Annotated in this window: 14 protein-coding genes and 1 tRNA gene; 9 read left to right on the top strand and 6 right to left on the bottom strand. The window is 47.4% G+C overall.

Features of this window, described 5'->3' with window-relative positions; genetic code table 11:
* The first annotated feature begins 22 nt into the window (after positions 1-22).
* Positions 23-1,003 carry an OmpA family protein gene (locus JIG40_RS02125; protein WP_154184097.1) on the top strand — a complete coding sequence of 327 codons (981 nt, stop codon included), beginning with the start codon at positions 23-25 and terminating at the stop codon, positions 1,001-1,003.
* A gap of 69 nt (positions 1,004-1,072) precedes the next feature.
* Here the strand turns inward: JIG40_RS02125 and JIG40_RS02120 are convergent, their stop codons facing one another.
* Positions 1,073-1,579: a hypothetical protein gene (locus JIG40_RS02120; RefSeq protein WP_020331708.1), complete on the bottom strand. Its 507-nt coding sequence runs from the start codon at positions 1,577-1,579 to the stop codon at positions 1,073-1,075.
* 547 nt (positions 1,580-2,126) lie between these two features.
* On the opposite strand from JIG40_RS02120, the gene JIG40_RS02115 reads away from it, so the two are divergent.
* Genes JIG40_RS02115 through JIG40_RS02100 form a run of 4 tightly spaced genes read left to right on the top strand, consistent with a single transcriptional unit; the run spans position 2,127 to position 5,431 of the window.
* The gene (locus JIG40_RS02115) at positions 2,127-2,744 is read left to right on the top strand and encodes a phosphatase PAP2 family protein (RefSeq protein ID WP_229601596.1); all 618 of its coding nucleotides are present in this window, start codon (positions 2,127-2,129) and stop codon (positions 2,742-2,744) included.
* 10 nt (positions 2,745-2,754) lie between these two features.
* Positions 2,755-3,129 (top strand): diacylglycerol kinase, encoded by a 375-nt coding sequence (locus JIG40_RS02110; protein WP_020331710.1) that lies wholly within the window; start codon positions 2,755-2,757, stop codon positions 3,127-3,129.
* Positions 3,126-4,760, top strand: a complete 1,635-nt coding sequence (locus tag JIG40_RS02105) for a phosphoethanolamine--lipid A transferase (RefSeq protein WP_199464686.1) — start codon at positions 3,126-3,128, stop codon at positions 4,758-4,760. Before JIG40_RS02110 ends, JIG40_RS02105 begins: the two co-directional genes overlap by 4 nt.
* A 38-nt stretch (positions 4,761-4,798) precedes the next feature.
* On the top strand, positions 4,799-5,431 hold the full coding sequence (locus JIG40_RS02100) for a hypothetical protein (RefSeq protein ID WP_024373306.1): 633 nt from the start codon (positions 4,799-4,801) through the stop codon (positions 5,429-5,431).
* Positions 5,432-5,489: 58 nt separating this feature from the next.
* Here the strand turns inward: JIG40_RS02100 and JIG40_RS02095 are convergent.
* Together JIG40_RS02095 and JIG40_RS02090 are read right to left on the bottom strand one after the other, a co-directional pair.
* Positions 5,490-5,566: transfer RNA gene (locus JIG40_RS02095), tRNA-Arg, on the bottom strand.
* Between the two features lie 54 nt (positions 5,567-5,620).
* A complete protein-coding gene (locus JIG40_RS02090; RefSeq protein ID WP_199464685.1) occupies positions 5,621-6,754 on the bottom strand; it encodes a flagellar assembly protein FlgT in 1,134 nt (377 codons plus the stop codon).
* A 162-nt stretch (positions 6,755-6,916) separates the two neighbouring features.
* Between JIG40_RS02090 and JIG40_RS02085 the strand changes: the two genes are divergently transcribed.
* Positions 6,917-7,552: a FlgO family outer membrane protein gene (locus tag JIG40_RS02085; RefSeq protein WP_020331715.1), complete on the top strand. Its 636-nt coding sequence runs from the start codon at positions 6,917-6,919 to the stop codon at positions 7,550-7,552.
* Positions 7,553-7,561: 9 nt separating this feature from the next.
* Positions 7,562-7,996 (top strand): flagellar assembly lipoprotein FlgP, encoded by a 435-nt coding sequence (gene flgP, locus JIG40_RS02080; RefSeq protein ID WP_020331716.1) that lies wholly within the window; start codon positions 7,562-7,564, stop codon positions 7,994-7,996.
* A gap of 66 nt (positions 7,997-8,062) precedes the next feature.
* Here flgP and flgN read toward each other — a convergent pair whose 3' ends face one another.
* From flgN to flgA, 3 genes are all read right to left on the bottom strand, one after another.
* The gene (gene flgN / locus JIG40_RS02075) at positions 8,063-8,488 is read right to left on the bottom strand and encodes a flagellar export chaperone FlgN (RefSeq protein ID WP_020331717.1); all 426 of its coding nucleotides are present in this window, start codon (positions 8,486-8,488) and stop codon (positions 8,063-8,065) included.
* 31 nt (positions 8,489-8,519) lie between these two features.
* Positions 8,520-8,840: a flagellar biosynthesis anti-sigma factor FlgM gene (gene flgM / locus JIG40_RS02070; RefSeq protein ID WP_024373303.1), complete on the bottom strand. Its 321-nt coding sequence runs from the start codon at positions 8,838-8,840 to the stop codon at positions 8,520-8,522.
* Between the two features lie 115 nt (positions 8,841-8,955).
* On the bottom strand, positions 8,956-9,699 hold the full coding sequence (flgA, locus tag JIG40_RS02065; protein ID WP_075988255.1) for a flagellar basal body P-ring formation chaperone FlgA: 744 nt from the start codon (positions 9,697-9,699) through the stop codon (positions 8,956-8,958).
* An 80-nt stretch (positions 9,700-9,779) separates the two neighbouring features.
* On the opposite strand from flgA, the gene JIG40_RS02060 reads away from it, so the two are divergent.
* Both JIG40_RS02060 and JIG40_RS02055 read left to right on the top strand, forming a co-directional pair.
* Positions 9,780-10,706: a chemotaxis protein CheV gene (locus JIG40_RS02060; protein ID WP_020331720.1), complete on the top strand. Its 927-nt coding sequence runs from the start codon at positions 9,780-9,782 to the stop codon at positions 10,704-10,706.
* Positions 10,707-10,716: 10 nt separating this feature from the next.
* A complete protein-coding gene (locus JIG40_RS02055) occupies positions 10,717-11,544 on the top strand; it encodes a protein-glutamate O-methyltransferase (protein WP_020331721.1) in 828 nt (275 codons plus the stop codon).
* The last annotated feature ends 257 nt before the right edge of the window (positions 11,545-11,801 follow it).

Genomic DNA, 11,801 nt, shown 5'->3' with positions numbered 1-11,801 from the left:
TAATGATCGGAAGGAAGTTTTTATGAAAAAGTTAGCAGCAATGGTATCCGCATCTCTGCTTGTTGCCTCTTCGGCCGCGATGGCTGACGTCTATCTTGGCGGTAAAGTGGGTAAAACATGGTTAGATGATGCATGTAACAACACCGATTCATGCGATCTGGACGGGACAACCGCGGGCGCATTATTGGGCTATAACTTCAACGACTGGCTGGCTGTGGAAGGTGGGTACGATTACCTGGGTAAATTTAATGGTGCTGGTCTGAATCACGACACCATTCAAGCGTACACGCTGGCGCCGAAACTGAGCTACGCTCTGACGGAGAAATGGGACCTGTACGGTAAAGTCGGTGCAGCTCGCGTTCGTTACGGCGATGTTTACGACAATTCATATTTAGGTGCCGCAGGTGTCGAATACGCAGCGACCAACAACCTGGGTGTTCGGGTTGAGTACCAATACCTGAGTGATATGAACAATGACATCGTACGTGCGAAAGCACACACGACAACACTGGGGCTGGTATACCGCTTTGGTGGCAACGATAACCAACCCGCGCCAATGATGGCTGAGGAGCAACCCGTTGCGCAATCAGAGCCAGTGCAAGAGCCTATGGCGGCCGAGCCTAAAATGGTGACCAAAACGGTTGAGTTCCAAAAACTGGACAGCAAGAGCTTTGCTCACAACAGCGCTAAGCTGAGTGAAGAAGGCAAAGAGCAGTTGAACGATCTGGTCACCTTCCTGAACGCTCATCCGCAGGCGAACGTTGAAATCACAGGCCATACCGATTCATCGGGCTCAGAAGCTTACAACCAGAAGCTGTCAGAGAAGCGTGCTCAGGCTGTGTCTGACGCGCTGCAAGAAAAAGGCGTTGATGCTGCACGTATCTCGGCCAAAGGCGAAGGGGAAAGCAATCCGATTGCGTCAAACGCTACCGCCGCGGGTCGTGAACAAAACCGCCGCGTGGAAATTGTCATTCCTGCGTTTGAATACCAAGTCGAAGAGTAATCTTTCACCATCAAAAAGCCTACCATTATGGTGGGCTTTTTTTGTCTCTTGATTCTGTAGAACGTGGGGCTATTTGAGATCGATACTATTGAGCCTGCCCATGTAAACCAGAATATCCAGGCAATCTTTATGCGCGTCCAGCAACGCTTTTTTGGTTTTCGTGTAGGCGGCCAGTTTACCGTGTTTGTTGATGGAGCAGACGACACTTTTGAACGTGCAATGCCCCTTGTCGTCGTAGTTGCGCCAGGCAGCAATGTAGCAGGCATCACGACAGTCCGGATTATCAAGCGTTGGGCGCGGCTTATAGATGATCTTGGGCTCTAAACTGTGCGGCAGACGGGTCATCAAAAACGGATCTTTAAGAATGCGTCGCCAATGGCGTCCCCACATTTCACGTCCCAATTCGTTACGCAGCTTAATCGCTTTCTTCAATCCTTTGCGTTCACCGATACGGATGTAGCCGACCGACCGGTGCAGCACTTTGTCATCGGGAGTATGAATATGAATCTTATAGGCCGTTTTGGCTTTCGAGATAAAGCGGTGACCAGTGTTGGTTTCCAGGTTACTCTTTGTCATACGTTTGCTATGGATAGATTTGTTAATAGTAATAGTAGAAGAAAACAGAAAGAATAGTAGCCACAGAGTAGAGGAATCTGACTTGGGAACATCAGCGGCATGTCAGGTTTATGCGAAAGAATGACTCATATTACGCAACTATTTGAATAGCGTGATAACAGTGATGTTCACTCAGTTTTATATTTTAGTTGAGAGGTTTATTTATAAATCCTGCTATTTCAAAGTTAATATACTGTCCAAGTGAATAATATAATTAACGTTGGGTTTACGGGCTTTTAATTTTCCTTGTGCAATGTATTACATATTATTTGTGTTTTATGCCACATAATTGTTTCTAAAATACTTAATATTAAATTAAATACTTTCTGAGTATTAAAATAAATTCATGGGGTTGAATTAAAGTTAATGTCAGGAAGGTGTCAGAAGTTCCTTGATTTCTATATGGCAAAAAATTAGTATCCGGCCGTTTAGTTTTTTACTCTAAAATAATAATCACACTAGATGTGAATACAAATTAGTCAGTCGTAAACAAATGGAAATAATAAACGTGTACGGAAACCGAATTAATAATTTGGTCGCTTTCTTGCGCCTTGAAAATAGTGTTGTTCCGCTTAAATCTTCGCCTTTTTTAAAAAAAGTACTTCTATCACTGGTCATTGGAAATATGGCTCACGTGTCTTCTGCTGTCGCTTCCGAGCAGTTGGAAAAAACCGGCGATATTCTGCAAGTTGCGGTTCCTGCTGTCGCTGGTGTTATCTCGATAGGTTATGGTGATTTTAACGGGTTGGGGCAATTGGTTGAAGGCGCAATCTGGACCTCTGCGGCAACGCATTTACTCAAGTTTACCATCAATGAAGAAAGACCTAATGGTGGTGACCATAGTTTCCCGTCCGGCCATACATCCAGCGCAGCGCAAGGGGCGGCTTACCTGCAATTTCGTTACGGTTGGCAATATGGACTCCCTGCGTATATCGCGACTGGGGTGGTGGGATATTCGCGGGTAGAAAGTGAATACCATTATTGGAGAGATGTCATCGCTGGTGCGGCTCTGGCTACCGGAATTCAATATGCCATTACTGGCATGAGAATGTCAGTGACCAATTTTGTCGTCGTACCGACGTTTAGCGACGATGGCGTCGGCCTCTATGCATCATTAAATTTTTAGGTTGTAACTCATGGACATGATTAAATCAGGTAAGCCTGGTGACAAAGGGCTTCGTCGTATCATTAAAGCAACGAAGTACTCCTTCCAAGGATTTCAAGCGGCGCTGAAACATGAAGCGGCTGTTCGTCAAGAATTGGCATTGCTGCTTATTCTTACTCCCGTAAGTCTACTTTTAGATGTGACCAATATAGAAAAAGTCCTATTGATTGGTTCATTATTTATCATATTAATTACCGAATTATTAAATTCAGCGGTTGAAGCGATCGTCGACCGTGTTGGAACGGAGTATCACGAGTTGAGTGGTCGAGCAAAAGATATTGGTTCTGCCGCTGTGTTTGTTGCTCTCGCGAATGCTGCTGTTGTGTGGGGCATTATTCTGTTATGAACAATTCCCGCGTCCTAAAAACACCAAAGCTTCTCATCAGCAGTTCTTGGTTTGTATTAATCATCGCCTGTTACTTCGGTTTTGTGCTCAATTATGCGGTGAGCTCAAAAATTATCACCTTAGCCGCGCAAACCAGCTCCGGCTTATTTGCCTATAGTGCTCCTGTGTTGTTATCCGCAGCATTTGTGGTGGTATTTTCACTCTTTACGATCCCTTATCTGACCAAGCTTATCTTCACCGTATTGATCATCACCTCCGCGCTGGCCAGTTACGCCACGCTTAACTATGGTGTGATCTTCGACTACTCGATGATTGAAAACATCTTCGAAACCAATACCGCAGAAGCCAGTTCCTACCTGTCGTTTAAGGCGGTGATTTATTTTGTCGTGCTCGGTGCGTTGCCAACGCTGCTTCTGTGGATGGTGGAGTTCGAAAAGAAACATTCGTTCAAAGTGCGCGTATTACAAAGGTTCGCTCTGGTGTTGGGGGCTTTAGCGGTCATCGCTATCGTCTTTGTTGCAGCATATAAAGACTATGCGTCAGTCGGACGCAACAACGCCTATCTGAACAAACTGATCGTGCCTTCCCACATTTACTACACCGTCAAATATCTCGATAAAACCTACCTTTCCACGCCGCTGGAATACAAGCAGATTGGGATGGATGCGCAAAAGTTAGTCAGTGCTAACGGTAAACCCGAATTGACCATTCTGGTGTTGGGAGAGACAGCGCGATCGATGAATTTGGGTGTCAATGGCTATAGCAGAAACACCACGCCTTACACTGAAAAATACAATCTGATTTCGTTTGGTGAGGTTTCTTCATGCGGAACAGCAACGGCCCACTCTCTGCCTTGTATGTTCTCAAACATGAATCGTGAGCATTACAATAAGTCCGTAGCAAATTCCCAGGATAACGTGCTGGACATTATTCAACGTGCTGGAGTGTCTGTTCTGTGGAAAGACAACGACGGCGGTGACAAAGCGGTAGCAAAAAATCTACCGAAGACGATGATTCAGCCAGCTGATTACCCGCAATTCTGCGATTCTGACGTGTGTTATGACGAGGCTCTGCTGTACGGTCTGGACAGTGAAATTGGCAGTGCAAACGGCAATGATCAACTGTATGTGCTGCACATTATAGGCAGTCATGGTCCAACGTATTGGAAGCGTTATCCGAAGCAGCATGAGCTATTCAAACCGTCCTGCAATCGCGCTGATATCGAAAACTGTACGGACGAAGAGATCACCAATGTGTACGATAACACCATCGCGTATACCGATTTTGTGGTGAGCAAACTGATCGAGAAGCTGCAGCAATATCGTGATAAATACAACGTTGCGTTGATGTATATCTCAGACCACGGTGAATCCTTGGGAGAGAATGGTTTATACTTGCACGGTACACCTTACGCTTTGGCTCCGAAAGAGCAAACGAGTGTGCCCTGGATGCTATGGTTGGATGAGGGTTTTGCTCAGACTTATGGAATTGATAAGACCTGTGTGAAAGACAAATCGCAGGATGTTCTGTCGCACGACAATCTGTTCCACACCTTGTTGGACTTCGCGAACGTGACGACCTCTGCCAAAGACGAAACGATGAGTATTCTGGATTCATGCCGCACGAAATGAGCAGTTAAACCAAAGTGTGGCTTGTTGTAGGAGAAACTATGCATAAAGCCACACTGTTCGTTACTGCCTTATGTTGCTCGTTTAGCGTCTCAGCCAAAGAAGGATGGGAAGCCTCATTCGGATTGGGTGGAGCGCTGAACTTGCAGGAATCCATTACCATTAAAATGGACAACGGGGAGCGTATTGAGTCGAACTCCGTTAGCCTTAATACCAAACCGTTTAACAGCCCTCCTTATTACAACCTTCGTACGGGATATTGGAAAGACGATACTGCTTGGGAAGTCGAATTCATTCATCACAAGTTGTACGCCAACGCTTCCGACCTTGATGACCGGGTACAAAATTTCGAAATCACCGATGGCTATAACCTGTTGTATCTCAATTATGCCGCCGTTTATACCCAAGGATGGAATGTTCGCGCGGGGTTTGGCGTGGTTATTCCGCATCCCGATGTCACGGTTGATAATCAACGCAGCCACGGCGGCTATCAGTTAGGCGGCGTGACTACGCAACTGGCCTTGGAGCGCGAATTTGTCGTGAGCGATTCGGTGCTGTTTTCTCTTGAAGGCAAGGTTACCTATTCTTACGCCGAGATTGATTTGGACTATGGCAAAGCGACGGTGCCCAACACAGCCTTACACCTGCTGGGGCAGTTTAAGTTTCGCTTGTAACTTTGAAACAGCGAATAAAAAAGCCCTGATGAACGCAGATTCATCAGGGCTTTATATTTGGCGCTCCCGACAGGATTCGAACCTGAGACCTGCCCCTTAGGAGGGGGCCGCGCTATCCAGCTGTGCCACGGGAGCTGAGAGGGTTATCTTACTCAATTATTTGAATAAGTTAATATCTTGCCGCCATGACTAGAGCTGTTTGTGCATTACATCGCCAATTTGGATACTGGAAGCCAGTTCAGGTTGGTCGATGGTCAGTTCAGCATCGTTCTCGTACACGCGCGTTACGGTGAGCGTAATATCACTCTGGGTGACTTTGTTGCGCGGTAAGCCACGTTGATCAATAAAGGCTCCGGTATGCCACAACTGTAGCTTGTCACCTGTCTTGACACCGTGAATGCGGCCAAGGTCCATCGTGATGGTGTTGCCAAATTTTGCCACTACCTCCGGCAAAGTGATCTTGCAGGAAATTTCAGACTCTAAATCGAGCATGACGTTACGGCTGACGCGCAGCAACATCTGGCCGTAAGTCGATGCCCAGAAGCGCGCGCTGCGCGTATCCACCTGGCTGGTTTTGGCGAAGGGCCAGCTCGCCACTTCACGGTAATTGTGTTTGAACACTTCATTGCCGGTTTTTCCGTCGTAAACACGCATCTCCAGCGCAAACTGACGGTTGATCACATCGTCTTGCAGCAGTTTTTGATCGACAGTTGCGGTTAAGTCGGTGATCACGCCGCCGATGATGTACTGTGCGCCGGAATCCTGTGCGATCATTTTGATCCGTTCCGGGTTACGTGCATCGATATCGTAATTGGTGGTACCAACGGAAACAAAACTGTGTGACTCCTGAGCGATCTGTCGGTCAACCACGTGCGCAAAATCATCACCGATGTCATAAATTTGGCCCATTACCGCTTGTTGTGGAGAGGCGACATCGATATTACCGACCAAAAAGGTCTTTTTATATTGATCGACGTGGCAAGCTGTTGCCGATGGATAGAGATCAATTCGGGCCCGAACCTGCATAACATTGCCTCTGACTTTACGATCTTCGATCAGGATGTAACGTACTTCATGGTTGGTAAACAAGTACTCCTGACGGTCAGTTTCCAGCAGTGGCATCAGGTTACTGATACTGCCAATATCTGCCCCGGCAAAATTTACCGCCTTATAAATGGCGTCTTCCAATGCGTGGAGCCGCGCTGAATCTTCCGACGACACAATGGTGGCAGTCCCGATCACTTCATACCAGGCGGCTTGAGCCGTAGGAATCCAAAGGCTTAAAAAAAGCATTGAAATTAAAGAGGAAATATTTTTTTTCATCATGATTTACCAGTTAGGTATAAATTTTGCTTTTCAAATCTTAGCTGATGTAGGCATTTGCATTTCTGAGTTGTCGCAGATTTAGAAAAGCAAAGAGTGTTCCAGTTTCATCTGAGAGAGTGAAATTGAACTAATGCCTTAGTATATCTGGAGATGAAGAGAATGAAAAAATGGCTTCCTTTAGTGCCGGCGTTATTTTTAACGGCCTGTGCCTATGCCCCGATTTATAACGGTAAAGAGCCATACAATGGTTCACAGTTTATGTTGATGGAGAGTCCGCGCCATACGTTGGATTTCTTCGTTGATAGCCTGACAGAGGATCTGGTTCAGTCGAACACCAGTGTAACGGCGCGTACGCCGATTGCGGTGACGTCATTTGTGGATCTGCAAAACATGGATACCACTAACTGGTTGGGGAACTCAGTTTCTGAAGGCTTTATTTATCAGTTCCAGCGTCGCGGCTTTAAAGTTGTCGACTACAAAACGACGGGGTCGATTCAGGTCACCCAGCAGGGCGATTTTGCGTTCAGTCGCGACTGGAAAGATCTCGCGCAGCAGCAGGAAGTGCAATACGTACTGACCGGAACGATGCTGCGTCAGGAAGGCGGTGTGCTGATCAACGCCCGAGTGGTGGGAATGCAATCACGTATTGTGGTGGCAACGGCGCAGGGCTTCTTGCCAGCGGATCGTATCGGCCGCGACTTGGATACGCTGAACAGCATTCGGACTCAGGATGGTGTGTTGATTCGTTCAGACCCAACCATTACTCAGCCATACACCGTGATTTTGCGCCCATAGGAGACGATGATGAAACAGTGGTTATTTCTCCTGATTGCAGCGCTGGTGATGTCTGGTTGCCAGCCGCTACAAACCATGCGTCCGGATGACTGGCTGACCGCCGTTGGTTATGCAAGCATCAGCGAGCAGAAAGGTCGTGACGATGAAGAAAAACAGGTGCGAGCGATGCGTGCTTCGAAAATCGATGCCTATCGTGAACTGGCTGAACAGGTTTATGGTATGCGAGTCAGCGGACGCGCGGAACTGCAGGATCAGCGTTTGGGAACGGAGCTGACATCCGGTGCAGTTGACGGCGTGATTCGCGGAGCGGAAGTGGTACGCAGCTACAAAGTCGGCGACAGCTATGTCACTGAACTGCGACTTGATATCCGCAAGATGGACCGTCTGCGTGACTACGGTGAAGTGCAGCAGGTACCGGAAAAACGTCAGCAAACTCTATTCTGAAATCTCTCCTCTCCAGATAGCAAAAAAGCGGCAATGTTTGCCGCTTTTTTTATCTTCGTAATCTGCTCAGGCTTTGATGTTGGTCCCCAGCGTCGACACCGTATGTGTCTGGCCAGTGGCGTTGTAGGTCATCCCGACTTTGCCATGGCTCTGCTGCATCAGGTTATTCAGCTTGTTGAAACTCAGTTGCGCTCTGGCAAGCGCTTCACCGTTCACGGCATTGGCTTGCTGGCAGTCGAACACGATCGTGCGAATCTGTTTCACCAGGTTGTCCAAATATTCATCCTCTGTCAGGCTCGTTACATGAGGATGGTTGGAGATGCGTTGATCGGTTTGTTGTAACTGATTCACCAAGGTGATTTTCTGTTTGGCAAGCGCTTCAATATCCGCCGAAATCCGGCTGGTGATCGCTACTTTTTCTTGTTCCAGTAACGCAGACAACTCTTGCGCGTTTTTTAACTGGAACTCGACTAAGTCTTTCAGTGCTGCCATTACTCAATCGCCTTATCGCCAAACCGGGACGTTAAAAACCGCCCAGTTCTTTCTCAAACTTGATCATGTTGTCAGCCAGTTTATCGGCATCCACAACATAAGAGCCGTTTGCGATCGCTTCTTTGATCGCAGCGACTTTCGCACTATCGAAACTTGGCTTACTCGCCATCTCGTTGTGCATTTCACCGAGAGCTCTGCTTTGTGAGCTGAGGGACACCGCATCATGTTGCGGGCCAGAACTCTGTCTTACGGAACCGGAAGTCGATGAAGATGCATTGGATTCTGAACGTGCAGGTGCTCGGTTAGTCGTCGCTAACGAGTTGCCTGAACGTATGTTATCAATGCCTGCCATAATTGAGCCTTTTAAAAACTTTGAACTTGTACCGTCAATATCGACTGAACGAAGACGAACTTTAGCTTTTTATTTCACCAATGCGCAAATATTTCTGCGCTATGAAGTAAGACCGCTAAAATTGCACCGTGACTTCACCAATTCCGCTGACTTGTGCATCTATTATACGGTTAGATTTGTCATTTTTCACTTTTATCTGTTCGCCGAAGGTGCCATCGGACAAGGCGGTGCCTTTGGTTGTGATGCTCATCCCGGTACTGACCGCACGAATCATCACGCTTTCGTTGCGGCACACAACGCAGATGTCGTTTTGTTCAATGACATCACCTAACTTGAGGTTTTTTTTCGTTTTTGCTCCGACCACCAGATCTTGCGAGGAAAAACCTTGCCGTCTGAAGCGCAGCAGATCTACCATACTGATCGTAACGTCATGCTCAGTAATGATCTGGCCGCGAGTGATCGGAGTCAGGGCAGTCACCATGGGAACCGTCAGGGTCAGTTTGACCGGAACATAGACTTTCCAGTTGTCTGCCGTACATTCAACTAATACGGTAATCGCACTGGCTGAGCCGTTGTTGGATGATGAAGATGTACTCAAAGGTTCGGGACAATCGGTGGCAAAAATACGCTCGTCAATATTGGCAGCATTCACCACCAGTTCACCCCCGACAGGCTTGTCGACAGTACTGAGCACATGGCTTTGTGCCGCCTCTTGAATCTTTACGATTTGCTCTGGAGTTGCAGAGTGCACAGAAAGGCTAAAGAAAAATAACAAAAAGCCGATAGAGTTATAAAAAAAGTGATAGAAAGCTCTACACTTACATTTGGTATGTGGGCATACACGGGTATTCGAAAGCATTGTTCGTTTCTCTGGTTTCTTCATAGCCTTAAGTAGACTATCACTTTTTTCGTATAAAAGTTTGAGATGGAGATGAGCTTATGACGGGTATTCTTGATTCTGTGAATCAGCGTACGCAACTTGTCGGTCAAAACCGACTGGAATTATTAACTTTCCGTCTGAACGGGCGCCAACGTTACGGTATTAACGTATTTAAAGTAAAAGAAGTCCTCCAGTGCCCAAAGCTTACCGCCATGCCGAATTTGCACCGTCTTGTGAAAGGGGTTGCCCACATTCGCGGTCAAACAGTATCTGTGATTGATCTGAGCCTGGCAATTGGTGGCCGTCCGACGACGGATGTCGAGAAAAGCTTTGTGGTAATTGCAGAATTCAACCGCACGATTCAGGCTTTTCTGGTGAGTTCGGTTGAACGTATTATCAACATGCGTTGGGAAGCGATTCTGCCGCCGCCAGATGGTGCCGGTAAAGCGAACTACCTGACTGCAGTGACCAATATTGATAATGAGCTGGTGGAAATTCTCGACGTCGAGAAGATTCTGGCCGAAATCGCGCCAGTGGATGAATCCATGGATTCGCGTATCGGGGAAGAGATTGCTCACGCCGAGCAGGAAAAACAGATTGTTCGCCGTATTCTGATTGCCGACGACTCTAGCGTGGCACGTAAACAGGTACAACGAGCGATTGAGTCCATCGGTTTTGAAGTCATTCTGACCAAAGACGGCAAAGATGCGTACGAGAAATTGCTCAGCATGGCAAAAGAAGGCAGCATCTACGACCAAATTTCGCTGGTTATTTCCGACATCGAAATGCCGGAAATGGATGGCTATACTCTGACGGCGGAAATTCGCCGCAACAGTGCCCTGAAAGATTTGTATGTAATTCTCCACTCCTCGCTGAGTGGCGTATTTAACCAAGCTATGGTTGAACGTGTAGGAGCGAACTCCTTTATCGCGAAATTTAACCCGGATGAGCTTGGTAATGCGGTGAAAGCTGCACTAGTAGAATAAAGAGAACTGAATGACTGCGATAACTATAAGCGATCAAGAATATCGTGACTTTTGCCGGTTCCTGGAGTCGCAGTGCGGTATCGTACTGGGCGACAGCAAACAGTATCTGGTGAGAAGTCGCCTCAGTCCGCTCGTGAGCAAATATAAGTTGGCGTCTCTGTCTGACTTGCTGCGTGACGTCGTGACTGGCAGAAATCGCGAATTGCGTGTGGCAGCCGTGGATGCCATGACGACCAATGAGACGTTGTGGTTCCGAGATACTTACCCATTTACTGTGTTGGCCGAACGCTTGTTACCTGAAATGGCGAAGAACAAACGTCCGATCAAAATCTGGTCGGCCGCGAGTTCATCGGGTCAGGAGCCGTACTCAATGTCGATGACTGTGTTGGAAGTTCAGCAACGTCGTCCGGGATTACTGCCTAGCGTGTCGATCACTGCGACCGATATTTCCGCCAGCATGCTGGATATGTGTCGTGCCGGTGTGTACGACAATCTGGCGCTGGGGCGTGGTCTTTCTCCTGAGCGTCGCCGCACCTTCTTTGAAGATGCCGGCGATGGGCGCATGAAAGTGAAAGACAACGTTAAACGTTTGGTGAATTTCCGTCCGCAGAACCTGATGGAAAGCTACGCACTGCTGGGTAAGTTTGACATTATCTTTTGTCGTAACGTATTGATTTACTTCTCTCCGGAGATGAAATCCAAAGTGCTGAATCAGATGGCCAATAGCCTGAACCCGGGTGGCTACCTGCTACTAGGGGCATCGGAGTCTCTCACGGGCCTCACAGACCGCTTTGAGATGGTTCGCTGTAATCCTGGCATCATCTACAAACTGAAATAAATGCAATTTCAATATCAAGCCCGGCAATCGCCGGGCTTTTTGTTTGCCGCTCGGACAGATGTGATGTTCATTTTTATGTTCTGCTTTGTTCAAGACTGGTGACACCGACCTCTTCATCCCTTTCTTTGCCTGCGTCGATACGCTATACCTGAAGTGAGACATTCCAAACTCAGGCAAGTCGGCTTGCTCTTTGCAAGCTAAGGGTGGTTTAAGCGCGAATTGGGTATTGATGAAAAGTTGGTACGCTAATTGCTTTT

The organism is Vibrio sp. bablab_jr001 (genome assembly GCF_016464285.1).
Lineage (GTDB): Bacteria > Pseudomonadota > Gammaproteobacteria > Enterobacterales > Vibrionaceae > Vibrio > Vibrio fluvialis.
The sequence above is the reverse complement of the archived record's forward strand: the minus strand, read 5'-3'. Positions and strand labels throughout refer to the sequence as shown.

Coding starts and splice junctions, on each gene's coding strand:
- flgM (WP_024373303.1), bottom strand. CDS start 8,840: ATGGCAGGCATTGATAACATACGTTCAGGCAACTCGTTAGCGACGACT.
- JIG40_RS02100 (WP_024373306.1), top strand. CDS start 4,799: ATGCATAAAGCCACACTGTTCGTTACTGCCTTATGTTGCTCGTTTAGC.
- JIG40_RS02055 (WP_020331721.1), top strand. CDS start 10,717: ATGACTGCGATAACTATAAGCGATCAAGAATATCGTGACTTTTGCCGG.
- JIG40_RS02125 (WP_154184097.1), top strand. CDS start 23: ATGAAAAAGTTAGCAGCAATGGTATCCGCATCTCTGCTTGTTGCCTCT.
- JIG40_RS02085 (WP_020331715.1), top strand. CDS start 6,917: ATGAAAAAATGGCTTCCTTTAGTGCCGGCGTTATTTTTAACGGCCTGT.
- JIG40_RS02105 (WP_199464686.1), top strand. CDS start 3,126: ATGAACAATTCCCGCGTCCTAAAAACACCAAAGCTTCTCATCAGCAGT.
- JIG40_RS02060 (WP_020331720.1), top strand. CDS start 9,780: ATGACGGGTATTCTTGATTCTGTGAATCAGCGTACGCAACTTGTCGGT.
- JIG40_RS02090 (WP_199464685.1), bottom strand. CDS start 6,754: ATGAAAAAAAATATTTCCTCTTTAATTTCAATGCTTTTTTTAAGCCTT.
- JIG40_RS02110 (WP_020331710.1), top strand. CDS start 2,755: ATGGACATGATTAAATCAGGTAAGCCTGGTGACAAAGGGCTTCGTCGT.
- flgA (WP_075988255.1), bottom strand. CDS start 9,699: ATGCTTTCGAATACCCGTGTATGCCCACATACCAAATGTAAGTGTAGA.
- flgP (WP_020331716.1), top strand. CDS start 7,562: ATGAAACAGTGGTTATTTCTCCTGATTGCAGCGCTGGTGATGTCTGGT.
- flgN (WP_020331717.1), bottom strand. CDS start 8,488: ATGGCAGCACTGAAAGACTTAGTCGAGTTCCAGTTAAAAAACGCGCAA.
- JIG40_RS02120 (WP_020331708.1), bottom strand. CDS start 1,579: ATGACAAAGAGTAACCTGGAAACCAACACTGGTCACCGCTTTATCTCG.